This is a genomic window from Scytonema sp. NUACC21, assembly GCF_054684315.1.
The window spans coordinates 150,552-177,217 of sequence record NZ_BAAFZH010000094.1; the positions used below are offsets into that span (position 1 = coordinate 150,552).

General features: G+C 41.3%; 23 protein-coding genes. 10 read left to right on the plus strand and 13 right to left on the minus strand.

Annotation, left to right across the window (positions count from 1 at the left end; all coding sequences use genetic code 11):
- Position 1: 1 nt before the first annotated feature.
- The 9 genes from ACYRY3_RS27190 to ACYRY3_RS27230 all read right to left on the minus strand — a co-directional run bounded on the left by ACYRY3_RS27190 (position 2) and on the right by ACYRY3_RS27230 (position 13,713).
- Entirely contained in the window at positions 2-964 is a 963-nt protein-coding gene (locus ACYRY3_RS27190; protein ID WP_460204746.1) for a glycosyltransferase family 10 domain-containing protein, read from the minus strand.
- 3 nt (positions 965-967) lie between these two features.
- A complete protein-coding gene (locus tag ACYRY3_RS27195; RefSeq protein ID WP_460204747.1) occupies positions 968-2,188 on the minus strand; it encodes a glycosyltransferase in 1,221 nt (406 codons plus the stop codon).
- Between the two features lie 290 nt (positions 2,189-2,478).
- Positions 2,479-4,758 (minus strand): ABC transporter ATP-binding protein, encoded by a 2,280-nt coding sequence (locus ACYRY3_RS27200; protein ID WP_460204748.1) that lies wholly within the window; start codon positions 4,756-4,758, stop codon positions 2,479-2,481.
- 35 nt (positions 4,759-4,793) lie between these two features.
- Positions 4,794-5,957, minus strand: coding sequence for a glycosyltransferase family 4 protein (locus tag ACYRY3_RS27205; RefSeq protein WP_460204749.1), 1,164 nt, complete (start codon positions 5,955-5,957; stop codon positions 4,794-4,796).
- 39 nt (positions 5,958-5,996) lie between these two features.
- Positions 5,997-7,040 (minus strand): glycosyltransferase family 2 protein, encoded by a 1,044-nt coding sequence (locus tag ACYRY3_RS27210; RefSeq protein ID WP_460204750.1) that lies wholly within the window; start codon positions 7,038-7,040, stop codon positions 5,997-5,999.
- An 861-nt stretch (positions 7,041-7,901) separates the two neighbouring features.
- The gene (locus ACYRY3_RS27215) at positions 7,902-9,059 is read right to left on the minus strand and encodes a glycosyltransferase family 4 protein (RefSeq protein ID WP_460204751.1); all 1,158 of its coding nucleotides are present in this window, start codon (positions 9,057-9,059) and stop codon (positions 7,902-7,904) included.
- Positions 9,060-9,076: 17 nt separating this feature from the next.
- A complete protein-coding gene (locus tag ACYRY3_RS27220; protein ID WP_460204752.1) occupies positions 9,077-10,201 on the minus strand; it encodes a glycosyltransferase in 1,125 nt (374 codons plus the stop codon).
- Between the two features lie 34 nt (positions 10,202-10,235).
- On the minus strand, positions 10,236-12,518 hold the full coding sequence (locus ACYRY3_RS27225; RefSeq protein ID WP_460204753.1) for an ABC transporter ATP-binding protein: 2,283 nt from the start codon (positions 12,516-12,518) through the stop codon (positions 10,236-10,238).
- Positions 12,519-12,555: 37 nt separating this feature from the next.
- Positions 12,556-13,713: a glycosyltransferase family 4 protein gene (locus tag ACYRY3_RS27230; RefSeq protein WP_460204754.1), complete on the minus strand. Its 1,158-nt coding sequence runs from the start codon at positions 13,711-13,713 to the stop codon at positions 12,556-12,558.
- Positions 13,714-14,043: 330 nt separating this feature from the next.
- Here ACYRY3_RS27230 and gloB point away from each other — a divergent pair, with 330 nt between their 5' ends.
- The 3 genes from gloB to ACYRY3_RS27245 all read left to right on the plus strand — a co-directional run bounded on the left by gloB (position 14,044) and on the right by ACYRY3_RS27245 (position 16,858).
- On the plus strand, positions 14,044-14,817 hold the full coding sequence (gloB, locus tag ACYRY3_RS27235; RefSeq protein ID WP_460204755.1) for a hydroxyacylglutathione hydrolase: 774 nt from the start codon (positions 14,044-14,046) through the stop codon (positions 14,815-14,817).
- Between the two features lie 207 nt (positions 14,818-15,024).
- On the plus strand, positions 15,025-15,483 hold the full coding sequence (gene rplI, locus ACYRY3_RS27240) for a 50S ribosomal protein L9 (protein WP_460204756.1): 459 nt from the start codon (positions 15,025-15,027) through the stop codon (positions 15,481-15,483).
- 241 nt (positions 15,484-15,724) lie between these two features.
- Positions 15,725-16,858, plus strand: coding sequence for a DnaB-like helicase N-terminal domain-containing protein (locus tag ACYRY3_RS27245; protein WP_460204757.1), 1,134 nt, complete (start codon positions 15,725-15,727; stop codon positions 16,856-16,858).
- Positions 16,859-16,872: 14 nt separating this feature from the next.
- Here ACYRY3_RS27245 and ACYRY3_RS27250 read toward each other — a convergent pair whose 3' ends face one another.
- Complete coding sequence (locus tag ACYRY3_RS27250; RefSeq protein ID WP_460204758.1) at positions 16,873-18,345, minus strand: integrase; 1,473 nt, start codon at positions 18,343-18,345, stop codon at positions 16,873-16,875.
- Between the two features lie 82 nt (positions 18,346-18,427).
- On the opposite strand from ACYRY3_RS27250, the gene ACYRY3_RS27255 reads away from it, so the two are divergent.
- Positions 18,428-19,051, plus strand: a complete 624-nt coding sequence (locus ACYRY3_RS27255) for a sporulation/spore germination protein (protein ID WP_460204759.1) — start codon at positions 18,428-18,430, stop codon at positions 19,049-19,051.
- 123 nt (positions 19,052-19,174) lie between these two features.
- On the opposite strand, the gene ACYRY3_RS27260 is transcribed toward ACYRY3_RS27255, so the two are convergent.
- A complete protein-coding gene (locus ACYRY3_RS27260; RefSeq protein WP_460204760.1) occupies positions 19,175-20,302 on the minus strand; it encodes a retropepsin-like aspartic protease family protein in 1,128 nt (375 codons plus the stop codon).
- 189 nt (positions 20,303-20,491) lie between these two features.
- Between ACYRY3_RS27260 and carA the strand changes: the two genes are divergently transcribed.
- The 6 genes from carA to ACYRY3_RS27290 all read left to right on the plus strand — a co-directional run bounded on the left by carA (position 20,492) and on the right by ACYRY3_RS27290 (position 24,884).
- Positions 20,492-21,658 carry a glutamine-hydrolyzing carbamoyl-phosphate synthase small subunit gene (gene carA, locus ACYRY3_RS27265; protein WP_460204761.1) on the plus strand — a complete coding sequence of 389 codons (1,167 nt, stop codon included), beginning with the start codon at positions 20,492-20,494 and terminating at the stop codon, positions 21,656-21,658.
- Between the two features lie 45 nt (positions 21,659-21,703).
- The gene (locus ACYRY3_RS27270) at positions 21,704-22,105 is read left to right on the plus strand and encodes an STAS domain-containing protein (protein WP_460204763.1); all 402 of its coding nucleotides are present in this window, start codon (positions 21,704-21,706) and stop codon (positions 22,103-22,105) included.
- Between the two features lie 50 nt (positions 22,106-22,155).
- On the plus strand, positions 22,156-22,332 hold the full coding sequence (locus tag ACYRY3_RS27275) for a hypothetical protein (RefSeq protein ID WP_460204764.1): 177 nt from the start codon (positions 22,156-22,158) through the stop codon (positions 22,330-22,332).
- A 609-nt stretch (positions 22,333-22,941) separates the two neighbouring features.
- A complete protein-coding gene (locus tag ACYRY3_RS27280; protein ID WP_460204765.1) occupies positions 22,942-23,421 on the plus strand; it encodes a Mini-ribonuclease 3 in 480 nt (159 codons plus the stop codon).
- 95 nt (positions 23,422-23,516) lie between these two features.
- Entirely contained in the window at positions 23,517-24,491 is a 975-nt protein-coding gene (gene rlmB, locus ACYRY3_RS27285) for a 23S rRNA (guanosine(2251)-2'-O)-methyltransferase RlmB (RefSeq protein ID WP_460204766.1), read from the plus strand.
- 90 nt (positions 24,492-24,581) lie between these two features.
- A complete protein-coding gene (locus ACYRY3_RS27290; RefSeq protein ID WP_460204767.1) occupies positions 24,582-24,884 on the plus strand; it encodes a DUF1816 domain-containing protein in 303 nt (100 codons plus the stop codon).
- A 72-nt stretch (positions 24,885-24,956) separates the two neighbouring features.
- Here the strand turns inward: ACYRY3_RS27290 and ACYRY3_RS27295 are convergent, their stop codons facing one another.
- The gene (locus ACYRY3_RS27295; protein WP_460204768.1) at positions 24,957-25,784 is read right to left on the minus strand and encodes an alpha/beta fold hydrolase; all 828 of its coding nucleotides are present in this window, start codon (positions 25,782-25,784) and stop codon (positions 24,957-24,959) included.
- 99 nt (positions 25,785-25,883) lie between these two features.
- Positions 25,884-26,591 carry a CAP domain-containing protein gene (locus ACYRY3_RS27300; protein ID WP_460204785.1) on the minus strand — a complete coding sequence of 236 codons (708 nt, stop codon included), beginning with the start codon at positions 26,589-26,591 and terminating at the stop codon, positions 25,884-25,886.
- Positions 26,592-26,666: the final 75 nt, after the last annotated feature.

The following is a 26,666-nucleotide window of genomic DNA, read 5'->3' on the forward strand; positions in this document are numbered from 1 at the left end:
ATTAGGAAATTTTGGCAACGTATTCCGAACACCAGTTGAGCAAATTGAGTTTGTGAAGAATAATTTGTCTGGCTTCTCTTATTGCTTCCTTTGCTGCATACCAAGCATCTGGGGTCGCTGTTACTTCTTTAATGTAGGCAATACCTTTTTCATCCAAGCTAGGCAACCGTAAGAAACTACCAGGTGGCAATAACTTGTCGGCGGCAGGTCCACCATAATAAATCGGCAAACACCACGCAAGCAAAGCATCCCAAAGTTTTTCACTCACATACCAACTATTTTCAGCATAATTTTCTATTGCCAAGTTGTAATAGTATGGTGCCATACCATACCATTTATTACCGAGTTCTCCTGGTGCTTTTGCCCAAGTAGGCAAGTTACGCCCATATAAATCGAATTTCACGTCGCTTTCCTGCAAAGACTGCAAGAAAGCCAGACGGTGTTTGTGGCTGGCTGTACGATTGATTCCAGAAGTGATCCAACTGCAAGGTTTCTCCTTTTCCATAGGAGGCATTTCATCCAAGACCTGAAATGGAACACCGTGATACCAAATAGCTGGCATATAATCAGGTGTCGGAGCAAAGTCGTCAGGACCTGATATATAACCACAGTACTTCTGGGCTTGTTGATAATTTCTTTTATTGATTTCTACAACCTCATCTAGGGGAGGTTCCCGGAGTAAGTAAACAATTTGCTCTTGAGGAACACCACGCAAAAGAGAATTCACATCTACTGGCATTTCAGCCTGCTTTTGTCGGGGGCGAATCCTTTTAAACCAGGGCTGCGGCTGGGGTGGTTTTGGGAAATCAAACTGGTACATTAGTAAAAAATCTGGCTTTGGGTGCTTTGCCAGCATTTGAATGTTGCCCCAGTCCCCAAAAGAGTGAGGGGTTTGTTGCCAAAGCCAATCAATATTTTTAATAGCAGAATAGGAAGTTAACATTCCTACTATTTTCTTAGTCATAATTTAACAAATACGTTTAGAGGGACGAAAAGATTCATTAACACAATTGAGAATTCGTATTGTTCTATTTTCCCAAGAATACTGATGGGCAAAATTGATATTATCTGAGTAACCTGCCAGTTTTCTTGGATATTTTTCTAAAACATACTGAATAGATTGAGCAAATTTATGAGGGTTATCTGGTTCACACCAACAAGCTACTAAAGATTTATGTTTGAATTCCATAAGAGGTGGAATTTCAGTAACAGCTATTGGGGTTCCAGATGCCATATACTGAAAGAATTTCACTGGATTTGTGAACTTTGCTTCTTTCCCAGAGATATGCGGATGCGCCAAAACATCAGCAGCTTGAAACAAACTAACTAATCTTTTGCGTGGCAAGACCCAGCCTAAAAACTTAATATTCTCTACCTGTTTATCCCGAGCTAACTGCTGATAAGCTTTTACTTGTGATTCCTTTCCTCCTGTAATTGCAAACTGAATTTCTGGCAATTCTTTAGCAGCGTCAATTAAAAGATCGATTCCCTTAAAACGATATAAAGCACCAGAATAAACAACAAGATGCTTGCGTCCTTCACAAAGAAGTTCTCTACGCCATGCTTCCGCTGCTTCAGGTTCTCTGATAAAGAACGATCGCTCAGATCCATTATGCAACCATATAACCTTTTCTGGCGGCATACCATATTTAATAAGGCTTTGTCTGATTAGATCGGACTGGGTTATAGCAATTTGAAAATACGGGCTATTGACAATTTCTGGTTCAAACTGATGTTCTTGAAAATAGTGACGCTCGTAGATGACTGGTACTTTGTTTATAACTGCCATTTTGGCAAAGTTCCAATCCCTTGTGTGTACTATCTTTGTTTGAGATAAAATATGAAATGGGAAATAGTATTTTGATATGAGTGTAATAGTATTATTCCACCTCCTAGCCAGTTTTTCGGTAAACCAAGGTATTGGCAGTGGGGCTACTTTGAGATTTTCGCCCACGTCATAGAACTCTACAAACTTAGCATCTGGTTGTTTTGGTTGAAAAGGGTAAATCCACGCAGCTGGGTTTAAGGACTTATTTTCTTTCTCAAGGTAAACTAAAACTGAATCATAACCCAAGCTAGCGGCTGCATTAGCACACAGTACATCATGGATTTCGTGAGCGCTGTCTGGTTGGAGAGACAAGTTACCAGAAAAAAAGATGTACAAATTCCTCAAGTTATAATTTCTCATGGTTCGTAGTGAGTGGAAAATCAAGATTAGTCATTTACAAGGCTTTTACAAAAGCTTGTACTTTGTTAATTTTTGACCCTGTCTTTCTTTGTGACTACTACCCGATGGCAGACCTATCTTAAGATATACTAATTTTTCTACCTTTAAAGGGATTTTTATTTTAGGTATATAGCGTGTCACCTTCTAAAAGTCATATCCTGTCAAGTCGCTTCGCTCCAATTCATAATTCTTGCATTTTTTATTACGAATTACGTTCGCGAAGCGTGGGCGAAGCGCAGATTACGAATTATTCAGTTATGGGCTTCCAAAGATTTGAGATTGTCTATTAAATACATGGCAGATTGGTAAGCATCTTGAATTAATTCATGTTGTTTCTTCTTAGATGTATATGTCCTACTTTCGGATAGAGAACGCAAAGAAGCAAGCATGGGATTCAAGCTTCGGCGGAATTCATCAGAAATGCGGTTCAAATTCCGATCGTCAATGCTGTCTACATGATTTGTGTCTAGCAAAAGTGCTGTTTGGCAGTTCGCATGCAAGTTAACAATGTCGTCAAAAACGTCAATTGTATTGAGAATTTTGCCTGCAGATTTGTAAGATTCCTCAATTAATTCCTGCCTTTCTTGGACACTTTCTACCATGTCGTCAAGCAGCAGGCGCAGCAAACCAATCATAGCGTTAAGTCGATTGCGAAGTTCGTGGGAAAGGCGAATTAAGCTTTGGTAAGGCTTACTCGTTGCTTCAGACTGAGACGCAAATTGCATTGAGTACAAACGAGAATAATAACCACCCTTTTGTAAAAGTTCGTTATGGGTTCCCACCTCTACCACACGCCCCTGTTCTAACACGGCAATTTGATGAGCTCTTTGTACCGTGGAAAGACGGTGAGCAATGACCAAAGTTGTACGTTCGCGACTCAAATCATCTATTGCTGCTTGCACCAAACGTTCGGAAACAGTATCCAAGGCGCTGGTGGCTTCATCTAGAATCAGAATATCTGGATCTTGCAGCAAAGCACGCGCTATTGCCAAACGCTGTCTTTGTCCACCAGATAACATGATGCCGCGATCGCCAATCAAGGTGTCCAATCCCTGTGGTAATTTACAGATAAACTCATAAGCATTTGCCCGTTTAGCTGCGGTAATAATCTCCTCCTCTGTCGCCTCGGGTCGGCCGTAAGCAATGTTATACCGCACCGAGTCATTAAACAGAAAAGTATCTTGGCTGACAATTCCCATTGCTTTTCGCAACGACTGGAGATCGAAATTGCGTAAATCAACGCCGTCAATGGTGATACAGCCAGATGTTGGGTCATAGAATCTGGGTAAGAGGTCTGCCAATGTGGATTTACCTGCACCAGAACCACCTACTAAAGCAAGTGTTGTACCGCACGGTAAATATAAATCTATGTCTTTTAAGACTGTTTTCTCATGGTCGGGGTAAGAAAAGGAAACCCACTTAAAATGCACGCCACCCTGTAATTTTGAGTAACGCACTTTCCCACTCACCATGATTGGTTTATTATCTCGTCGGAGAAAGTCAGTTGCAATATCAATACTACTTGCAGAATTTGCAAAGCTACTGCGAAGAGCATTTAACTGAGAAAGAATTGGTAACAAACGCAGGAGGAGCAATAAATATGTGAAAAGAACAGCAGAAAGAGAAGCGATTTGGTTAGCAAAAAAGGTACGGCTCAAAAAGGCAATTAAGATGAGAGTTGCTATACCAGTAATTTCACTGACTGGTGTAATGAGTTCTGAATGAATTTGAGATTCAAAATCTGCTTTTTCGCGATCGCGAATAATTTTCTTAAGCTTTTGAAATTCTCTCCCTTCATTACCTGTCGCTTTTACCAAGCGAACACCCATAAGAATTTCTAGAACAGTCGAAGAATAAATCTTAGACATTTCCGATAGGAGCTTACCAAAATCTCTTGCACGGGAAATAGCAAATTGATTAATTAACGTTACCAAAGACAATAAAACTGTTGTCGCAATTGTTAGCTGCCAAGAAATTGAGAGCAACAATCCCACAAAAACTAAAATTGTAATGACAAGTATAACGACTTTAGTTAAGTTACCCACAGCACTAGCAGCACGAGCAACCTCTCCACCAAGACTGTTGATTAAATCCCCAACTTTCATCTTGGTATAATACTCTAGATCGACATCTAGCAATACCTTTAAACCTTCCTCGCGCATATCCGCAGTCAGCAAACGAGATAAGGAGCTGGATGTTAACGTACTAGCATAAGTTGCTGCATTTTTTAAAAAAATTGTAAAGATAATTGCCCCAGCCATAATCAACAGGCGAAAATCCTCGGGAACCTCATCAAAAAGCTGCGTTATCTTTTGAAGAATGGGAGACGAGCCTTCAAAATTGACTTCCTGTCCTACAATTTTCAGAACAACCGGCACAATTAATATTGTCCCCACACCATTAAATAAAGCTCCAGAAAACCCCAGCGAGATCGTTAATAAAATTAACCAAGGATAAGGTCTGGTAAACTTAAGCAGCACCGGATTGGTTAAGATGGAGCGTTTTGAGTAGGTCTTTTTACTAAATAACATAAGCAACAAGTGATTGCCGCAACTGATAATTATGTCTAAAACTTAATTCCGGCAATGATTTGCGACAAAGTATCTGCCATAGCATCTACACTATAGTATTTGATGCATCTATCTCTAGCTTTTTGTCCTCGCTTGTTTGCTGCTTCTAAATCCTCAAATATCAATTGTATTTGCTCAGTAATTTGCTCTGGACAGCCAGGATCGACAAGATAACCAGTATCGCCCAAAATCTCCGGAATATCACCCACTTTAGTAGACAATACAGGTTTAGCCATTGCCATGCCATCTGTCAACTTCAAAGGAAATTGAGCTTGAGCAATAATCGTGTCGCGTTGGGGAACAACCAAAACGTGAGCAGCAGCTACAACCTCTGGCATAACCTCGACAGGTCGTTTGGGTAATTGGATAATCCAACGCCCCCATTTCTGAATGAGTTTGTCATCATAGTCATCATAAGGATTGCTACCTACAAGAACAAGTCTCAAATCTGGTTGATTCAGCAAATCCAATGCTATGAGCACATCTTCCACACCTTTATGGGGTCGCGGTGCGCCTGGAAACATGAGAATGCGATATTCAGAAAGACCGTAACGCTTTCTGCTAACCTCAGGGTCATATAGACTGGGGTCGAACATCGCGGTATCTTTCCCATTAGGAACGTAAACACCACCAAATCGATTTTGCAGAAATTGAGTATCTATCGTTATCGCATCCGCCTTTTTAACCAAATTTTCCAGCCAACTTATATACAGTGGATGGTCGGGAAACCTCAATGCTCCGTTATTCTTAAAAATATCTCTATATAATTGTTTTGGGTTTGGACGATACTTCCACTCAAAACCTCCATGCCAGCTCAGTTCCCAATCATCCATATCCAACAGTAAGGGACGATTGTCGCTCATTTTTTTAATGAGAGACAGACCAAAACTTGTAGGCTTAGGCTTAACTGCGTAGATAATATCGCCATCTAGTTTTTGTAAAAGTTTCCTAGCTGATGTAAAAAAGTTGGGATAATTTTTGCCCGTCACAGAACTGACTGGAATGCCAGATGGTGGCATGACATACAACTCTTTTCCAAAGAGAAAGCCGACGATTTCTACCTGATAGTTTAGCTTTTGCAGAACCTGAGCTAGTAAGAATGCTCTAACACTCCCACCTTCAGATAGATCGCTCACAACTAATGAAACTTTAGGTGCCACTATAATCTCACTTAACTTTTAAACAAGACTTTTAATTTCTTACTGACTGCTGACATAATTCTCATTTGCCCTCGTGCGCCAATTTGTTAATCTAGCAAAGGTAGAGATAATTTTTTTTGAACGCGGTCCTCTATATTTTTCATATAATAAGAAGCTCGGAGTCATTAGTCGGATGCTGTAAATCAGTTTGAGGATATAGATACTGTTAATCTTAATTTTGTTGCTATCTAGCAAATAAAAGGGCGTGTGTACCAATTTTAGCAGTCTGTTAAAATTCTTTTCCTCCTTTTCTCTAATTGCTTCTCTTAATAAATAATTAATACCAATTTGAGATAGGGGAATGAATTCCTGATGCTTGCCGCAAACAGTTTCATAAAATAGAATATAGTAGTCTTTCATGTAAGACCAATTATTGGTTCGATTGGACTGATGTTTTGTATAAAAAGCTCCTACAAGAGGAACATAGACAAAATTAACTCCAGCTAAAAGTAAGTCCAAGCAAAAATCCCTATCTTGGAGAGCTTTAAGCCGTTCATCGAACATTTTTTTCTGAAAAACGCTTCTATGCATCAACAAACATTGTTGAAGTAGGGGAAATGGAGAATTAGCTAAAAAGTCGGGTATCAATAATCGTTGAATCAATTGCTCCCTTGTTAGAGAACCAACTCTATTTTTTACCCTATTTGTAATCTTGTCTTCTCGATCTAAAAAAACCCGTTCATAATCTGTATAAAATACAGTATTTTCCCCCTTTAAACTATTTAAATAGCTTAATTGAGAACTAATTTTAGCTTCATCAATCCAATCATCTGCATCTAAAAACTGTATCCACGTACCTTTCGCCTGTCTAAAACCAAAATTACGGGCTGAAGAGACGCCACCATTTTCTTTATAGAAGTAACTCACACGGGAATCTCTACTCATTAAGCTTTGAGCTACCTCTCTAGTGCGATCGGTCGAGCCATCATCTACGATAATGCACTCAAGGTCAGTGAACTTTTGTGAAAGTACGCTTTGCACCGAGCGTTCTAAATAGCGCCCTTGGTTAAAGCAGGTGACAACTATAGAAACAAGTGGAGTCATAAATTCAGCTCTCTTGTGTTTTAGCCAGTCCTCATTGCTACTGGTTCAGCAATATCTGCCAGTATCCGGAGATATACAGAGAAACCAGAAACAGCTTCATTATAAATTAATTAAGTCATTGGCTGCCTTAACAATGGAAGTGCAACACGCAATATTTATATTTCGCGCTCTTTACGATACTGTTGTGGCGATCGCAGGTAAAACCCGCTTAAAAAGTCATTACCAAAACATTACAATTATTAAGTAATTTCCCTTAGTCACCGTTTTACAATGGTAACGTAAACCAAAAAAGTGACCCAGATCCCGGTTGACCGGAAAACGAGACCCAAGCCCGTGGCTTTAGACGCGGGAATAAGTCGGTGAGCGACTCTAGTCGCCGTAAAACGATTGTGTGGCTTCAGCCACTGTAATATATAAGGAAAATAAGTAAGTAAGAACAACTATCTACGTGTTGATTCATCCTAGTACGGAGCAATCCCGGCAACCGACATATCCGACTTGATTTGGAACAGTTAAAAAGCAAACAATGGCAGGATGTTGAACGTACCTAACTGGCGTAGTGATGGACTCAGAAAGCAGAAAAAATGAAAAGTAAGCGCAATTGCGATGCCTCTCGTACTGGCAGTCGTCATGAGCGTCTAGGGTGTCTTTGATAGCACCATTGAAGATTCATGAATTCCCCAACTGTCTTCTGTGAGGAGTATCAATTATGACACTAATCTTGCCACCATAAGCTGTAACAATTTGCTGACGTACTTAAATAGCACGGGAAGCAGATACACCAAAAATTAGCATCAAACGAAATGCCGTAAATGCTTCTTAACATTGACCTACCAGTCATGCAAAGCAAACGAGGCTAGCTCAAACCAGTGCTTTCATTTCCGAAATTAATGTTTGTATCGAAGCATCCCAAGTTAAATTATTGCAATAACAGTCAAAAGATTTCATAGCTAAATCTTTGTAATCCAACTTGTTGTTGAAATACCTTTCAATCACATCAACATACCCGTCAATTTCATGTTGAGCGAAAATAAATCCATTCTCGGCTTCAGAAATAAGCGATGGTATTCCGCCAACATTATTTGTTAGAACAGGAACTCCAAACGAACCTGCTTCATTTATAACGTGTGGGCTGAAATCCATTTGGGATGGGAAAATGAAAAAGTGTGCATCCTGAAATACCTGAGCCATTTTCTTGGCATCTTCCTTAACATTGAGATTTATAAAACCAAGACGATTCACAAATGGCTCTATCTCTACTGGGAGATCCGGCTGACATCCAACAATGGTTAGTTGTGCTGGAATTCCCCGTTTTAGCAGGCGTTTAAGAACTTCTAATGCAATGTCTCCTCCTTTGCGGTACCAATCCAAACCTACGAAAAGAAGATGACAAACTTCGTCAGTCACTCTTCGAGCAACAATCTTACAAACTTCATCATAATTGAGACCGCTCTCAAAATTGGCACCGTAGGACAACATCCCTAGAAGGGATGAAGAAATTTGCCAAAATCTTTTTACCTCTGAAATTGCCCAATCAGATGAGAAGAAAATTTTCGAGCATTTTTTATACGTAAGCTCTTCCATATCATAAATTGACCTCTTTGTTTCAGGACACAAATTTTTCAGATATGTGTCTACTAAGGAATAAAAAGGTGCGTCCTGCCAAAGTATGATAGGTTGCTTGGTTTGCAAGTAGGCGATTGGTTTTGCATTATGCGGGCACAAGATTAAGTCGCAGTTTTGCTGACTTAACCTTGCCTCAACTTGCTTGGCGTAATCTTTGAGAACTCGTTGAGTAACCTCGGGCATATAATGTTGACCAAGCTTAGAGTAAACAAAAGACTTAAGGCGAATCGTCCAATGTCTGGGCCACTGGGTTTCTATCAAGCGCCCAACATAAATCACTTCAATTCCAGCCTTCTCTAAGCTTTGTGCAATCCGCTTAATCGATAGCCATCTCCCAACATTTGAAGAAGGTTGCTGTTTTAGGTCGAAATTCGTAATAAATGCTACTCTCATCGTTTATCAATAGAAAATCACTCGTATTGAAACGTTTTGTCAAAATAGGAATCAACAACCTCATTAATCTCAGACATAAATTTCTGAGTAGAGAATAAAGGTTTTTGTTTTGCTAAAGAGTGAATTAGCTTGCTTTGAGTGGTAGAACTCTTCAAAACAGCAACAACTTTCTTGACAGCTTCCTCTTCATTATTAAAAAATAATTCTTCATTGTGCTGACCAACAATTTCAACCTGTCCGCCTACACTTCTCACAAAGGGAATAGCACCTGATTTAAGCATTTCGGCAATAGAAATTCCAAATGGTTCTTTCTTAAAGTGAATGCCGTACTTACATTTAGCTAAAAGTTGAATATATTCTTTGTAGGGAAGATTTTCATACAGCGTAATCCAAGATGAATTTTCTGCCACCATCTTTCTGATTAAACGGTTGTATTGCCATTCATAAACTCCACCGCCTCCACCTGTAATATGTAGTTTGATATCAAAGCCTTGCTCGCGGACTTGCTGGAGGATTTGAATCACTTTATGAGGCTCTTTAGATTTCACTATCCTACCACTACAGATAAAAGCGTCTTCCTTATCACTCCAAGCTACATTTGGAGTATCCATCACAACAGGCGGAAAAACAACTTTGGTATCAACACCATAGGTTTCTTTAGCAGCAGTTGCAACGCAATAAGAATTTGTTAAAGAAAGATTTTTGGCTAACTGTATTTCTGAAAAATTGGAGATTTTTCGATGCAAACGAGTGCCCTCAACAACCTTAACCCAATGTATATATTGAATTCCAGGCTTACCTAGATCCACCGCATTATGTGCAGACATAACAAGATCGTAATCATCACAATTCTGCTTAAAGAAACGGAGCAAGAGATGTAAAAATATCATTCTCATCTCATTGCTATTTGCTATCATAAAATAACAAATATAAGTTAGGAAGTTTGGCACAAAGGTTTTGATTTTTATATCTTGTTTTGACAAACTCGTTCCATAGAGAGAATTTAAGGCTTCAAAATCAACCTTTCCCAGAACAAATAATGTGATATCGTACTTTGCTTTCAATGCTTGCAAAATCCATAAAGCGACTGCTTCTGCTCCGCCTCCTATAAAATAGGGGCAATAAATTGCAATTTTTCTCATACTTGAAATTCCTATATATTTTAAATTTATTGTTTCAGGATTTCACACTATTCTCAAAAATATTCATACTATTTAATAAATCTATAGCAGAATAATAAGAACCTTGAATTAATTCATTTTCTTCTTCTAGATCGTCTACAAAACCATCTGCTAGTAAGCACAGAAAACCAAGGATTGGATTGAGGCGAACTCGAATTTCGTGAGAAATGTAAATTAAGGTTTCATGCTGAGTTTTGGTAGAGTTTGGTTTATCTGCAAAAAACATTTTGTTCAAACTTATTTGCAGCTTTACAGTATCTTCAAAAGATTCCAAAGTTTTGAGAATTTCAACAGCTAAACTGTAAGAATTTTCAATGGATTCCTGCCGCTGTTGGAATGTTTTTACAGTTTCATCTAGTAATAAGTGCAAGTGACCAATCATAGAATTGAGTTTTGTTCGCACTTCACCTGCAACATGGTTTAACTTCTCATTCCGGGTAATTTGAGTTTCTGCTTGGTCGGCAAATTGTATCGAGTAGAGGCGGGCGTAGTAGCCAGCTTTTCGTAAAAGTTCTTCATGGGTTCCTAGCTCTACAACACTCCCTTGTTCCATCACAGCAATCTGATGAGCTTTTTGCACTGTGGAAAGACGGTGAGCAATAACCAATGTTGTGCGATTTTTACTTAGCTGTTCAATTGCTGCTTGCACCAAACGCTCGGAAACTGTATCCAAGGCACTTGTTGCTTCATCTAGTATGAGAATTTCTGGATTCTGCAGTAGTGCGCGAGCAATGGCTAATCTTTGTCTTTGTCCACCAGATAACATGACACCGCGATCGCCAATCAGAGTATCAAAGCCTTGAGGTAATTTGCAGATAAACTCATAGGCATTTGCCTGTTTTGCTGCTTCTATAATTTCCTCTTCTGTCGCCTCAGGTCGTCCATAAGAGATGTTGTACCGCACCGAGTTATTAAAGAGAAAAGTATCTTGACTGACGATTCCCATTGCTCTTCGCAACGATTGAATGTCAAAATCACGCAAATCGGTGTCATCAATAGTAATGCAACCAGATGTAGGGTCATAAAACCTAGGTAAAAGGTCTGCTAGCGTTGATTTACCAGCACCAGAAGCACCTACTAATGCCAATGTTGTCCCGCGAGGTATAAATAAATTGAGATCGTTCAAGACCAATTTCTCATGACCCGCATAAGTAAAAGAAACCTCCTTAAAATGCAATCCAGTTTGTAATCTTGAGTATTGCACCTTACCCTTAGCCATTATTGGCTTGTTATCATGGCTTAAGAAATCAACTGCAATATCCACACTAGCGGCGGAATTAGCAAAGCTACTGCGAAGAGCATTTAACTGAGAAACAAGGGGTAACAGTCGTAGGAGCACCAATAAGTATGTCAAGAGCACAGTCGAGAGAGAAGCTACTTGATCGGCAAAAAAAGTCCGACCTAAGAAGACAATTACCATTAAGGTAATAATGCCTGTCACCTCACTAACTGGTGTAATTAACTCTGCATAAACCTGAGAATTGAAATCTGCTTTTTCCCGAGCGCGAATCAATTTGAGAATTTTTTGATATTCTCTTTCTTCATTACCAGTTGCCTTAACGAGGCGAATTCCCATCAGAGTCTCTAACGTTGTAATAGAATACGCTTGAGAGATTTCTGATAGTAACTTGCCAAACTTTGCCGAACGAGCAATTGAATAATGATTGATTAACGTAACCAAAGATAGTAAAACTGTAGTAGCAATTGTTAACTGCCAAGAAATTGACAATAGCAACCCTATAAAAACTAGAATCGTACTGGCTAGTATAAATACTTTAACTAAATTTCCTAATGTACTTGCAGCACGGGCAACTTCTGAACCAAGACGGTTGATCAGATCGCCAACTTTCATCTTTGTGTAAAAGTCTAGATCCACGTCCAGTAAAATCTTTAAGCCTGCTGCACGCATATCAGATGTTAACAAGCGTGACAAAGAACTTGATGCCAATGTGCTGGCATAACTTGTTACATTCTTGAAAAAAATTGTCAAGACAATTGCCCCAGCCATAACCAATAAACGGTTATTTTCTGGCACATTATCAAAAGGCTGCATAATTTTTTGAAGAATCGGAGGCGCACCATCAAAACTAACCTTTTGTCCTACGACTTTAAGAACAACTGGTACAATGAGTGTCGTACCGATACCATTAAACAAAGCTCCAGAAAACCCCAAAATTATTGTTAATAGAATTAACAAAGGGTAGGGTTTTGCAAACTTAAGCAGTACTGGTTTTATGAATAGAAAATTTTGGAAATGAGAATTTTTAGTAAGTAACATATGCAATATTTTATTGCCGCCACTGAAATAATTGTGCCTACATTTTTATTTCGGCTATGATTTGAGATATAGTAGATGCCATACTATCGACACTGTAATATTCAACACATCTTTTTCGTCCTCTTATTCCTCGCTCGTTTGCTGCCTCTAAATCCTCAAAAATCGATTTGATTTGCTCAGCAATTTGCTCTGGACTACCAGGGTCTACGAGAAAACCTGTATCCCCTAAAATTTCTGCAATATCTCCAACTCGAGTTGACAATACAGGTTTAGCCATTGCCATACCATCTGTCAATTTGAGAGGGAATTGAGCGCGAGCAATTATCGTATCTCTCTGAGGAACAACCACAACATGAGCAGCTGCTACAACTTCAGGCATTAATTCAACAGGGCACTTTGGTAACTTAATAATCCAGCGTTCCCATTTTTGAATGAGTCGATCGTCATAGTCATCATAAGGGCTACCACCAACAATCACCAGTTTTAAATCTGGCTGGTTTAAGAGATCTAAAGCTATCAAAACATCTTCAACTCCCTTGTGTGGTCTTGGTGCCCCAGGAAACATGAGAACGCGATACTCCGAAAGACCATAACGCTTTCTGCTGACCTCAGGGTCATATCGGCTGGGATCGAACATTGCAGTATCTTTGCCATTAGGCAAGTAGACACCGCCAAAACGGTCTTGGAGAAATTGAGTATCTATAGTTATTCTGTTTGCCTGATTTACTAAACTTTCCAGCCAACTGATGTACAGTGGATGGTCGGGAAACCTCAATGCTCCATCCTTTTTAAATATATCTCTATATAATTGTTTGGGGCTTGGACGATACTTCCAACTGAAACCACCGTACCAACTGAGTTCCCAATCATCCATATCAAGAAGTAAAGGACGGTTGCTGCTAATTTTTTTTATGAGAGAAACACCAAAACTTGTAGGTTTAGGTTTGACAGCATAAATAATATCTCCATCTAGTTTTTGTAAAAGTTGTCGGGTTGCACCAAGAAATTTAGGATAATTGTCACCAGGGATAGGAACAATCTTGATGCCCTTAGGAGGAATTGCATATAATTCTTTACCAAAGAGAAAACCAACAATTTCTACTTCGTAGTTAAGTTTAAGTAGAACCTGTCCTAGTAAAAATGCACGTACACTGCCACCACCGCTCAAATCACTAACAACTAAGGATACTTTCATATGCTAGAAGATGATTGTGTTAATAAATGAGGGTTTTGGGATGTGTTTTATGGCAATTATTTAACATCTCACCTCCAACATAATTTAGCTATGAACAAAGATTTTAATCGATAATTTTCTATTAGCCGTCTAGAAAAATACTGATTTTTTGGTTTTCATAAAAATCCAAAAGGAAACATAATAAATGTAACTTTGTATTTACTTTGACTCCCAGGGCAATTTTACTGATAAATTGATGACAATCGTAATTAAAATCAAGATAAGAACAGTGAAATTACGGTTGTTGAAGATTGGAAATGTAATAAATCAATTCGTCAGGAGTGACAGAAAATGCAAGTCATCCGTTTGGCAGCACTTTCAGACAATTACATCTTTTTGCTACACGATCCGAAGCAAAACATTGCTGCTGTTGTCGATCCAGCCGAAGCAGAACCAGTTTTGGAGAAACTTCAAGGAATGAAAGCTGAGTTAGTAGCGATTTTTAACACACACCACCATCACGACCATGTAGGTGGGAACCGGGAACTGATACAAAAATTTCCTCAATTAACTGTTTATGGTGGAGCCGAAGACAAAGGCAGGATACCGGGACAAAAGGTGTTTTTACAGGAGGGCGATCGCGTACAATTTGCAGACCGAGAAGCTGAGGTGCTCTTTGTTCCCGGACATACCCGCGCTCACATTGCCTACTACTTTGCTCCGAACAACCCCAGTGAAATAGGGGATTTATTCTGTGGGGATACTCTATTTGCTGGCGGTTGCGGACGTTTATTTGAGGGGACACCAGCCCAAATGGTCAACTCCCTGAGCAAAATTCGTATGTTACCTGATAAGACCCGTGTTTGGTGCGCTCACGAATATACTTTGAAAAATTTGCAATTTGCCTTAACTGTGGATACTGATAACACTGACTTACAAAACCGCTTTCAAGAAGTTAAGGCGTTCCGCAATCGGGGAGAAGCTACCGTTCCTTCATTGCTGGGAGTCGAAAAGCTGACAAACCCCTTTTTACGTTGGGAGCAGCCAACATTACAATTATCCGCAAACACTAACGATCCCATACAAACCTTTGCGTGGTTGCGGGGAATGAAAGACAAATTCTAGCTGATGGCTAACTGGTTAGTGCTTGTGGTTTTGAGGCAATTAACCATTAGCTGTTAGATAGTCACAAAAAATAGTTGCGATCGCACCACAGGTTTCGCTAAAATCTTTAGGTTTGATGATATCTGCTCTTGCTTCTTAGGATACAGCCACGATCTGAAGCCAAAGCGATTAAGATTTTTAGAGAAAGCACCAGAAACAAGAAAAACGATGGCGAAACGCATACAATTAGTTTTAACCCAAGATGTGAGCAAGCTCGGAAGATCTGGCGACCTAGTGGATGTAGCTCCCGGCTATGCTCGAAATTATCTTCTTCCCAGAAAGTTAGCAACTCAGGCAACTCCTGGAATTCTCAAGCAGTTTGAGCGTCGGCGTGAATTAGAACGCCAGCGGCAACTAGAGCTGAAGCAACAAGCCCAAGAGCAAAAAGCGACTTTGGAAAAAGCAGGAAACTTCAGCATTGCCAAACAAGTTGGTGAAAACGAAGCTATTTTCGGTACTGTCACCACCCAAGATGTAGCAGACGTTATTCAACAAATCACAGGGCTGGAAGTAGATCGTCGCGGTATTACCATACCCGACATTGGCAAGCTAGGGACTTACGAAGCTGAAATCAAGCTGTTCACAGATGTAACAGCAAAAGTCAACATTCAAGTAGTAGCCAGCTAAAGCGATACTTACATCAATTTCAAAAACTGGGTTGTGAGTGGGCTATTCAGGTTGCCAACCTGAATCTTCCTTGAGAAACCCAGTTTTTCAGGTTTTTTGATAATAAATGTGAACTCGTCGTAAGATTTTATACAAACTTTAGAGAGACGTTGCATTGCAACGTCTTTACGCATTAAATACAAATTTTAGTTTATAAGGTAATTAGTTCATTTGTATCTAAAAGTCATAAACAAATTCACTTATGTTTGATGAACTAAACTTTCAAAGCAACGGTATGGATCGTCTCCCACCCCAAAACATTGAAGCGGAAGAAGCCATCTTGGGGGGGATTTTGCTAGATCCGGAAGCGGTTAGCAGGGTAAGAGACCGCCTAGTTCCAGACGCTTTTTACATAAACGCTCATAAAGATATTTACCAAGCCGCGTTACAGCTGCAGTCTCAAGGTAAACCCACAGACTTACTCTCGGTTATCAATTGGCTGAATGACCACGATATCCTAGCTCGTGTTGGCGGTAGAAACAAGCTGGCAATGTTGGTAGACCGCACCGTATCAGCAGTTAACATTGATGCCTTAGCTGACTTGGTGATGGAAAAATACCAACGACGACAGTTAATCAAAGCAGGTAACGACATTGTACAGCTAGGATATCAGACAGAAACCAATCTGCCAATTGTTCTCGACCAAGCGGAACAAAAAGTTTTTAACGTGACTCAGAAACGTCCCCAAGTCGGTTTAGTTCACATTTCTGACACGCTGATTAATACTTTCCAAGATATCGAAACCCGACATCAAGGCAACGCTCTACCAGGTATTCCCTGCGGTTTCTATGACTTGGATGCCATGACTAGTGGTTTTCAACGTTCTGATTTAATTATTGTCGCCGGTCGCCCATCCATGGGAAAAACTGCATTCTGCTTGAACCTTGCCCATAATATTGCAGCTTCATATAGATTACCAGAGATATTGGTTGTGGATGATGATGCGGATATGCGGGAATTGGCAGAATTCATTCTGACGCAAGCTGGGGCACAAGTGACAACAGCTGCTTCGGCAGCACAGGCATTAGCTCTCTTGAATCAGTCTGTTCCCAATTTGCTACTGTGTGACATTGGTATGCCAGAAATGGATGGTTATTCCCTGATTCGGCTTTTGAGAAAGTGGTCACCCCAACAGGGAGGAACTATTCCTGCGATCGCCCTCACTGCTTATGCGGGGGAAATTAACCAACAACAAGCCCTAGCTGCTGGATTTATGATGCATATTTCTAAGCCTGTTGAACCAGAGAAGTTAGTGCAGGCAATTGCACAATTGCTTGATTCCATCGGGCACTCTGCCAAAAGCATTGGTGACGATGTACACATAAGTCGGGAATAGCTTACAGATGCAGGTCAACCAGAAATAGTTTGATTTAATTGATATTGAAGCAATAATCCTCGCAAGGATTCGTTCTCGGCTTTTAGGGCAAGATTCTCTGCTTCCAATTCTTTAATTCTTTCTTTTAATGCTTCCTTTGTCATGCCTTGTCTGAGAATCACAACTTCCCGGTAAATCTCTAAATTTGCATTTTCATTCATCCATCTTTGATAAGTTTTGGTATGCTCTTGCACGGTATGACCCATATAATCTGCCATTGTCTTAATGGGAACTCGCAAGCGATGTCCGCGCAGGGCGTAAGCGTGTCGCAAATCGTAAGGTCTGAAACCTATATTTCCATTTCTAAATTTAATAGAGATTTTTGCAGTTCTATTACTTAATGTTCCACTATTCTGAGAAAACTTTATATTTTTTAAATCAAATAATTCTACCCAGTGGGGATGTATTGGAGGAATGCCGCAACTGCGATCGCCTGTCTTGGTTCCTTCTGTTAGCTGAGAGTTAAGTGTCACCAAATGAAAGGTATTTGTGGAATGAGTAAAGGCTTCTAGGTTGATTGCAAATAATTCATGCGGTCTTAAACCATAGGTTGCTAACATCCCATACATCCATTGCCATTGTTCTGGTAGAATGATATTTTCTTTACTGGCGAATGGCGATACAGGTTCTCCTATTTTGGTAAATCCTTGAACAATTTCTTCATCGGAAGGGATTCTCCGAATAGTAGGTAATGGTTGTGGGGTTGTATAAGAATCAATAATTTTATCGGCATCAAAATTACAAAATTTACAGAATTTTTTTAGTTGCCAAGTTAAGTAAAAACGAGATGATGTATGAGGATTGGTTTTTTTTAAGGCTGCTTCAATTGCTTGTAAAGAGATAGGTACATCTTGAGGAAGCTTTCTTAAATGTCTCATGTAATGGCTTTCCCAAGTTCGTACTCCTTGCCGGTTTTTCTCATGAGTTTTCCAAAATTCCCGTTCGTATTCTTGAATAAATTCCCCAATGAGTTTTGTCGGTTTTTCTTCATTGGGTTGCGAGCGCTTTTGCGCTTGCTTACCCAGTAATGTCGGTGTCCATTGAAATTGCTTTGTTATGAGCAGTAAATCTAATTCTCTTGCTTTCATGACGGCGGCTTTCACACCGACATCATTAGCTACATAACCCAAGGAAAGAGTGTACTGCTTATTTGGGCTACCATTTTTGCCAGCATCACCTGACTTGCAAGGAAAAGTCCCTTGTAAACCAATGGTTTTACTACTAGTTAGCTTGAGTTTTATTTTGACTTTATCAAACCTGAGAGCAGAGTTCGCTTGTGCAATAACGTGCTTGATTCTAAGGTATTCCCGTTCAATTTTTGCCAATTCGTCTGTAGCAGGGTATTTGGCTTTCCACTGCTTCCATTTGGATGGTTCCCATTGTTCTATAGGAACACCATCCCACTCAGCTTTGCGGGGATCGTCAGAACTTGTTTGGTTGCTTGGCATAGGTTTTCCTAAATTTTTACGGATTCCATAGCAGTGAAATTGTAGTTGTTAGCAGAATTTGGGGACAACAGGATAAAACGCGATGATCCCAAGAGAAAAATATATTGTTCCTATTGTTCCGTTTGTTGTTGCCGCGATCGCTGTTAGCTTAAGCAGTTGTAGTTCTGGACCGAACTCTCAAAATCTTGATACTACAACGCCAGCAGCCGGTACAAACAACAACATCGAAACACACGCCACATCAACCCCAACTCCAACCCCGACAACAACCTTAGAACCATTTCAGCCAAGGGCAAAATTTCCCGCAACTGAGTCTTTCCTCAATACCTCCCCCAGGCAGAACAAAACTTCTTCTGACAAAACTACTAACGTCACCCTATACACAAGTGATTCTCAATGTCAAGAACTTGTGCCACAGAAAGTGTCAGTACCTGCTGAGGAACCTGTAGAAGGTGCTGTCGGCAAAATTATTGAGGAACGCGACTCTGCTGACTTTATGTTGTCTGGGTATCGTGTCAACGTCCAAGATGGTGTTGCTACTGTTGATTTACGAATCTCTCCGGGTTCCCAGAGGCAATTCACTTCTCTTTCAAGTTGCGAGCAGTTTGCTTTATTTGGCAGTCTCCGCAAAACTCTCTTGAGTAATTCTCAATGGAAGATTAGGGAAGTTCGCTTTACCGAACGTGGTGAGGAACTTATTTTGTAATCCGCAAAAGCAAAGATAGTTCTTGTGGGACGGGGATCTGCCTGTCAATCCCGCACGGTTAACTACCTACACCATGAGAACTATCAAACATAATATGGAAGTGAGACCACACCAGGGAGTACGTCAAGAATTGGGTTCGGGAACTTCTATTGGTAGCGGTTCTCGTGATTGGGGCTCTTTAGGCAAAGTTGGAATGTTAACTTCAAGTTCTTCTTTGGGTTTGACTGGCGAGTGCGATTGCGGGCGAAATTCTACAATGTGGCGCTTGATGGTGATATCGTAATTGCCAAAAAAGTCGTGTCCTAGTAGCCCTGTTTCTAGTTCTGTGCCTGCGATCGCGACGGGAATTTGGGTTGTCTTAGCCCCTCCAACTTCCATTGATTCTACGTAACCGACGTCAAATTCGACTGCTTTTGAACTAGCAGTGTTTGCTTTTGCTCTTGTAACTGGGACAACTCCCAAAGCGATAGCCATTTTCTGAGTGATGACTGTTCCGCTGGCTCCGGTATCGAGAATCATTTCAAAAGGCTGAATGCCGTTGAAGGTTACTTCAATAATTGGCGTACCACCCAATCTTCGCTTGATGGGAGCTCTATAAACTGGTGGTTCGTTTGGCTGTTTGACTTGTATCGGAACCGAATATGCTTGTTTTTGTTTAACTGGCACGACAGTGGTTTTTGATGGGACTATTGACTGTTTTTGTGGTGCCAATACAGGTGGTTCGCTATCGAGAATGGGTGGCTCTGGGAGGCGAGGGACGACAGCTACCGCTTTAGATGGTGGAGGTAAGGGGGGCTGGCTTACCGGAGGATTTGCTTTTTTTTCTGCGTACTTCAGCTGTCGCTGGTAGTCTATAATTCTTGCTTGGGCGCTATTGAAATAAGGACTATCTGCTGGCACTTTTTTCATCAGCGCGATCGCATCTTGCAACTGACCTGCCACCAAATTCCAATCTTCTGTAGATTGAGCAGATTGGCTGATGCTTAAAGCACCAACTGCTTTGTCTAATCCCTGTTCAAAATAACTCAGTTCAATCTCAGACGGATGTTGCCTGACTGGTTCTAGTTGCGGGATAATTTGCTTGTCTGCTGTTATGGCAGTTGGCGGGGCAACCTTTTTTTCAGTAGGCACGTACTCATCTCCGCTAGTCTCGTTGGCAGCTTGTTGACCTTTCTGACAGGCAACCGCTAGAACCGCTAGTGTGGATGAGACAATAATTAACGCTACACGGGATAAAATAGGCTGAAGCATAATTAATTAAAATTTTACCCGTCTGGGCTGTTATAAATCTACTATCACTCCTCATGGATGTTTAAAGATTTTGTGTTTTAATTTCTTAAGTTTTGATTAATTCTGCGATCGAGTGACGAAACCACCGATTTATGGCATAATTATGCATCGCAGTTTTCCCTACCCCCTACTCTTATACTTTAATCGCTTATGCCCCTGTCTGACGCAATACCTGCTATTCTAGTTTTGGCAGATGGAACGACATATCGCGGTTGGTCATTTGGTGCCACCAAAACCACAATTGGCGAAGTGGTATTTAACACTGGCATGACCGGATATCAAGAAGTGCTGACCGACCCCAGTTACTGCGGTCAGATAGTCGTGTTCACTTACCCTGAGTTGGGAAATACTGGCGTTAATCCAGAGGATGAGGAATCAAATAGACCGCAAGTGCGGGGTGCAGTGGCTCGAAATATTTGTACCCGACCAAGCAACTGGCGCTCGACACAGTCCTTGCCCGATTACCTGAAGCACCACGAAATTCCGGGTATTTATGGAATTGATACCCGTGCTTTGACTCGCAAGATTCGGATGTTTGGAGCCATGAACGGTGGCATTTCCACGTCAATTCTGGATGAGGCGGAACTGCTCGAACAGGTACAGGCAGCGCCTAGCATGAAAGGGTTGAATCTTGTCCGAGAAGTCACCACATCAAATATATATGAATGGTCGGAACCAACAAACCCAATCTGGGAATACAATCCCACACATGGGGCCAATAATGGGGAACTGTTCACTGTTGTTGCTCTTGACTTTGGTGTAAAACGCAATATTTTGCGCCGATTAGCCTCCTATGGCTGTCGAGTTATTGTTGTTCCCGCTAATACCCCACCTGATGAGATTCTGAAATACAATCCCGACGGGATCTTTCTGTCTAATGGACCTGGCGATCCTGCTGCTGTGACCGAAGGCATTGAAACCGCAAAGGCACTTCTTGGATCTCAAAAACCCATGTTTGGTATTTGTTTGGGACACCAAATTATAGGTCATGCGTTAGGCGCTGAAACTTTTAAGCTCAAATTCGGTCATCGGGGCTTGAATCAGCCAGCCGGTTTGCAACAGAAAGTAGAAATTACCAGCCAAAACCATAGTTTTGCGATCGATCCCGATTCTTTACCTGGGGCTGTTGTAGAAGTGAGCCATCTGAACTTAAACGATCGCACTGTTGCTGGAGTCCGTCACAAATCGCTGCCAGTGTTTTCCGTGCAGTATCACCCAGAAGCCAGCCCCGGTCCTCACGATGCTGATTATTTGTTTGAGCAATTTACACAACAAATGCGAACATTTCGTCAATCCGGAATGAGCGGTGTGAGGTAAAAATAGAAAAAGGTTGTAGACAACATACACCAAAACCATCTATACTTGAGCGTTCATCATAAATATGAGGAGGGAATTATTGCTGAGCCACTTAATCTAACGGTAAGCCTGAGAGGCACTCGTGAAGTTCGGGATAACTGTCAGCTATTCCGCCTCACAGGTTTGTTAGACGCCTTTTCCGAACCGACGTTTCGCAAGGTGCTTGGTAGCAAAATAAACGAGGGACCAAAGCACATTATTCTAGATCTGTCGCAAATTGATTTTGTTGATAGTTCCGGCTTGGGTGCTTTGGTACAGTTAGCTAAGCAGGCTCAAGGCATTGAGGGTACCTTGCAAATTGTCACCAATGCCCGTGTCACTCAAACAGTCAAGCTTGTTCGCCTAGAGAAGTTTCTAGCCCTGCAACCATCAGTAGATGCGGCTCTAGAGAACGTTAAACAGTCTTGATTGCTTGACTAATCTCTTTGGGCAAGGCAGAGGACAGAGGAGGCAGCGCGTTGGACGGGTTTTCCCGCAGCCCCGCGACTGCACTTGGCAGAGGAGGCAGCGCGTTGGACGGGTTCCCCTTCTGCCACGCGACTGCCGTGGCAGAAGGGAAGAAAAAGTTTTTTGGTTTGCCTTTTTGCCTTGCCCGAATTGAGTTTCAGCCTTCACCCAAATCTTCGATTTGGTGAGTCAGCACCCCAGGCAAGTTTTTCGCGTCCTAGCTGAGTGACTCTTCCGTTGGGCAATCTTCAATTAAAAAGGTTACCAATCCCCAAAAAAGCCTTCTGTTTTTCTGCCCATGCCCTTCAGACAAGATACGCAACGCACTTGTGCCTGTTTCACTCTCCGAATGACTGCTCTTAACGCTTATGGGTATGAGTGCCAGCGAGCGGAAATTTTTCGGTCAACTCGTGAAGACTGGTAAATTTTTCTCCCAATTAAATTTAAAAATTATATAAATAATATCCGGCGATAGCATATAATGAGCTTTGCTGTATGCTATAGTTATTTCATAAAGGCTTCGTATCATACCCCAATAGTTGATATTTCGCCAAGATAAAGTATGCTAGCGTCCGATCCCAGGTTGCAGACTTGGACGGTTTTAAAAAAACACTTCACAACGATCTCCTTGGATGCACAAAATGGCAACTAAAAATTGAAAAAAAAGTTACAATTGTTGAGTTAATTTTCTAGCAGCAATTATGCTTATGTAAACCTGCACGGCAGTCTGCGGGCAGATAAGTTAGGTCTCCCCGAAGAAAGCCTCCCAAATGTAGTACGCGAGGAAAAATGGACTTGTGACATCACAGGAGGAAGACCTACTAGATGAGCCCAATAATGTTCCCGACAAGGGTTGTTATTGGAGCCAGCTGTTGGGGCAATCCCAAGGGCAATTATTCCAAGAGATTTCACAGGCACAACTGCAACAGATTTCTCCTACTGCCTTAGCCTACTTGGGAGATGCAGTTTATGAACTTTACATTAGAAGGTTTTATTTGTTACCACCAAAGCGCTCTCAGACGTATCATAGTTTAGTGGTGGAACAAGTCAGAGCGGAAAAACAGGCTGAGGTATTGCGCTTGCTCTACCCTCATTTGAGGAGTAACGAGTTAGAAATTGTCCGGAAAGGTCGGAATGCTGCTACAGGGCGTCCCAAGCGGCTCGATCCCGAAACCTACCAACAAGCAACGAGTTTAGAAACCTTAATTGGCTACCTCTATCTCCAGGATTGCCATCGCTTAACTGAACTGTTACAAAAACTTCAATTGGAACAGTAATGAGAAATTAATCTCATGACAGAAAAATCTGTAGACTTGGTTCGGTAAATTTTAGTAACAAAATGCCTACCCATAGGCAAGATCGCACATTTATTATGATGAATAAACAAAGACAACCCAAAACTGCTGGTGAAACGAATAGTGGGCAACCCTTGATAAAAAAGGGAAAGCGTGTCATATCAAGACGCCCTGCCATCAAGGGTGCTGCCAAAGTCATTCCTAATGCAGCCCCCCGCAAAAATCGTAACTTTTCTGAGTCACCCATACCCGCTCGCCCACAAGAGGATATCGATCTGATATATGGTCGTCATCCAGTGTTAAGTGCTTTGGAAAGTGAGCGCAATCTTAACCGGATTTGGATTACATCGCGCCTGCGTTACGACCCCCGTTTCCATTCGCTTATTTTGCGAGCAAAGGAAAATGGTACAATCATCGATGAAGTAGAACCAAAGCGCCTAGATCAAATTACTGTATCCGCAAATCACCAAGGAATAGCGGCACAGATTGCTCCTTATGCCTATCTTGATTTAACTGATTTAATCGAACGGGCAAAATCTGTGAACGATCCTGTCATCGTGGTAGCTGAAGGGATCGAAGACCCTCACAACTTAGGAGCTATCATTCGTACTGCAGAGGCAGTTGGTGCTCAAGGCATGGCGATCCCGCAACGCAGGGCTGTTGGAATCACTTCCACGGTCATGAAAGTTGCTGCTGGTGCTTTAGAAAATTTTCCTGTAGCTAGAGTGGTGAATCTGCACCGTGCTTTAGAAGAACTTAAGGCTGCTGGCTTTTGGATTTATGGAACCGCTGCAACAGCAAGCGAACCCCTGCACTCAGTTAACTTTAGCGGACCCACAGTTTTGGTCATTGGTTCTGAAGGCGAAGGTCTGAGTATTTTGACACAACGCTATTGCGACTATTTAGTGTCAATTCCCTTACAAGGTAAAACTCCAAGCCTCAATGCCTCCGTAGCGGCAGGCATGGCGCTTTATGAGATTTATCGCCAACGGTGGATTAATACGCTGCATTTAGATAAATTACCAAAAATTTCTTTGAAAAAAGAAGGGTAAACAGAGTATAAAGAAATGTAAAAAGAATTATCGCGCCTTGCACGCCATTTCATTAAAACCCTGTACTACATTTAGAAATCAGCGAAAACCATGAAAACCATTTTGGATAGTTTTAAGGAATTGTTGATTAACGTATTCCACGGCCTTGGCTTGGCTTGGTGGGTAGAAGTCGTTACCCAAACCCCCCGTTGCACTTATTACTTCGGACCATTTTTAAGTTCTGGTGAGGCAAAAGCCGCAATCAAAGGTTACGTAGAAGATTTGGAACAAGAGGGTGCTCAGGGAATTGCAATTAACGTCAAACGCTGCAAACCAGAAGCTTTGACTATAGCTGATGACTTGGGGGAACGGATTGACCGCAAAGTTCAGCCTGTCTTTAGCGGTCAAATGTAAAAGGCTAATCCAGAGTTATGAGTCACCTGTCCAGTGTCATTTGTCCTTTGTATTCGACTCATGACAAAGAACTCAATGACTCATAACTACTTGCGGATGTTCCTCTAGCCAGAGATCGATGTCCTTCAAGACTTGGTTGGGAATTTCCCATGGAAAAAGGTGGGCAGTATTGGAGTAACACTGCCAACTGCAGTTTCCAAGGGATCGAAATGTTTCTAAGCTAGAACTAGCAGTAATATGGTAGTCTTGGGCACCAGCAAGTACTAAACTGGGGCATTGGATTTGCTCTAGGTCTGGGAGTCGATTGTATCCATTTCTTATCTCAGTATATAGAGCGCGAGTGGCAGCAGAGGAAGTTTGTAAATAAGCTGGTACTCCGCATTTTGCTAGGTATCTATATGCTGTAGGCGTATGTTGTTGGATGAGGTAGCGCAAGAGCGATCGCTTGCCAAAGGTATCAATGTTCCACTGCCAGTTAGGATTTATACAACTTACAAGCGAGGCAATCCCTGTATAAATATTTTCCCGCCAAGTGACTGGGGGATGATTGCTTCTAGGTCGCGCTGCTGTCGCTATTAAAATCAGCCCTGTGACACGTTCGGGTAGCCGTAACGCCAATTCCATCGCCAAAATTCCACCTAAAGACCACCCCAAAATCAGACATTTGTCAATTTGAAACCGATCTAGAAGGTTTTCTAGGTCAGTTAAATGGTCGTGCATCTTAAAATTGCGATTGTACCGACTTTTGCCGTAGCCACGTAAGTCGGGCGCAAAGGTTTGAAAACGCTTTGACAGGTGATTGGTGAAAACGCAGAGGCTGGAACCAGAACCAGGATGTCCGTGCAAACAGAGTATAGGAAAACCTTGTCCTTGAGTGTATACGTTAAGGTTTAATGACATAATTTAGCGGGTCGGTACAAATAAAGTTTAGTAAATCCCCTACCTTAAGCATGGAAAATCCCTGTTAAGAGTTCCCTGTTAAGAGTTCCCTCTTCAAAATTACGAATTGCGAGTTACAAACTTTTCTTTAAATCCGCCTGCATAAGTAATTACACACATCTGCCTGTAGGTGGAGTGAATTCCAAAGGCAACACCTGCGACCTTAAAATCAGGGTTGAACATATTTATTCTATGACCTCGATCCGGCACTCCATCATCAATAATCAACTGCATAACAATATCTTGTGCCGTATGAGAACCGTAGCTAATATTTTCTCCTGCAGTTAATTGCCAAGTTCCATAACGATTGAGGCGACTAAAGGGATCGCTCTTGTCACTGCCTTTATGACCGATAATACCTTTCGATCCTTGGTCTTTGACATGATCTCTAGCAGCTAAAGACATCCCATTGGATGAACGGAGAGATCCCACAGGGCGAACTGACTTAAGAAAGGCTATAGCTTCATCGACTGCTTTTACCCCTTCCTGTGTTTGTAAGTAAACACGACTAGAGAGTCTGACACGATCGCCTTCAAAACGCTGTCTGTACTTTTCTAAGACAGCAGCATAAGCAGCAGGATTGGTTCTCGCTTTATTCATTTCCACAATTACTTGCTGTTCGAGCCGCGAAAGAGTGTTTCTTCCTGCTGAAGAACCCGAATCTGCTTGAGGAGTTTCAGGTTCTTGCGATTCGTATTCAAAAAGTACATCACAGGATGTAGCGAATAGGGTCATAGCAGCCACTATCCAAAGTGCTAAGGGACGCATCATCAATAATTGGTAATTCGTAATTACTACGTTAATAATTACGAACTACGAATTACAAATTACGAATTTTTTTAT

Bases quoted from the DNA above. Each gene is read 5' to 3' on its own strand.
- ACYRY3_RS27215 (WP_460204751.1), bottom strand. From the start codon at position 9,059: ATGAGAGTAGCATTTATTACGAATTTCGACCTAAAACAGCAACCTTCT.
- ACYRY3_RS27195 (WP_460204747.1), bottom strand. From the start codon at position 2,188: ATGAGAAATTATAACTTGAGGAATTTGTACATCTTTTTTTCTGGTAAC.
- ACYRY3_RS27295 (WP_460204768.1), bottom strand. From the start codon at position 25,784: ATGTCATTAAACCTTAACGTATACACTCAAGGACAAGGTTTTCCTATA.
- ACYRY3_RS27225 (WP_460204753.1), bottom strand. From the start codon at position 12,518: ATGTTACTTACTAAAAATTCTCATTTCCAAAATTTTCTATTCATAAAA.
- ACYRY3_RS27260 (WP_460204760.1), bottom strand. From the start codon at position 20,302: ATGCTTCAGCCTATTTTATCCCGTGTAGCGTTAATTATTGTCTCATCC.
- ACYRY3_RS27210 (WP_460204750.1), bottom strand. From the start codon at position 7,040: ATGACTCCACTTGTTTCTATAGTTGTCACCTGCTTTAACCAAGGGCGC.
- ACYRY3_RS27220 (WP_460204752.1), bottom strand. From the start codon at position 10,201: ATGAGAAAAATTGCAATTTATTGCCCCTATTTTATAGGAGGCGGAGCA.
- ACYRY3_RS27300 (WP_460204785.1), bottom strand. From the start codon at position 26,591: ATGCGTCCCTTAGCACTTTGGATAGTGGCTGCTATGACCCTATTCGCT.
- ACYRY3_RS27290 (WP_460204767.1), top strand. From the start codon at position 24,582: ATGAAAACCATTTTGGATAGTTTTAAGGAATTGTTGATTAACGTATTC.
- ACYRY3_RS27190 (WP_460204746.1), bottom strand. From the start codon at position 964: ATGACTAAGAAAATAGTAGGAATGTTAACTTCCTATTCTGCTATTAAA.
- ACYRY3_RS27245 (WP_460204757.1), top strand. From the start codon at position 15,725: ATGTTTGATGAACTAAACTTTCAAAGCAACGGTATGGATCGTCTCCCA.
- carA (WP_460204761.1), top strand. From the start codon at position 20,492: ATGCCCCTGTCTGACGCAATACCTGCTATTCTAGTTTTGGCAGATGGA.
- gloB (WP_460204755.1), top strand. From the start codon at position 14,044: ATGCAAGTCATCCGTTTGGCAGCACTTTCAGACAATTACATCTTTTTG.
- ACYRY3_RS27230 (WP_460204754.1), bottom strand. From the start codon at position 13,713: ATGAAAGTATCCTTAGTTGTTAGTGATTTGAGCGGTGGTGGCAGTGTA.
- rlmB (WP_460204766.1), top strand. From the start codon at position 23,517: ATGATGAATAAACAAAGACAACCCAAAACTGCTGGTGAAACGAATAGT.
- ACYRY3_RS27200 (WP_460204748.1), bottom strand. From the start codon at position 4,758: ATGTTATTTAGTAAAAAGACCTACTCAAAACGCTCCATCTTAACCAAT.
- ACYRY3_RS27250 (WP_460204758.1), bottom strand. From the start codon at position 18,345: ATGCCAAGCAACCAAACAAGTTCTGACGATCCCCGCAAAGCTGAGTGG.
- ACYRY3_RS27255 (WP_460204759.1), top strand. From the start codon at position 18,428: ATGATCCCAAGAGAAAAATATATTGTTCCTATTGTTCCGTTTGTTGTT.
- rplI (WP_460204756.1), top strand. From the start codon at position 15,025: ATGGCGAAACGCATACAATTAGTTTTAACCCAAGATGTGAGCAAGCTC.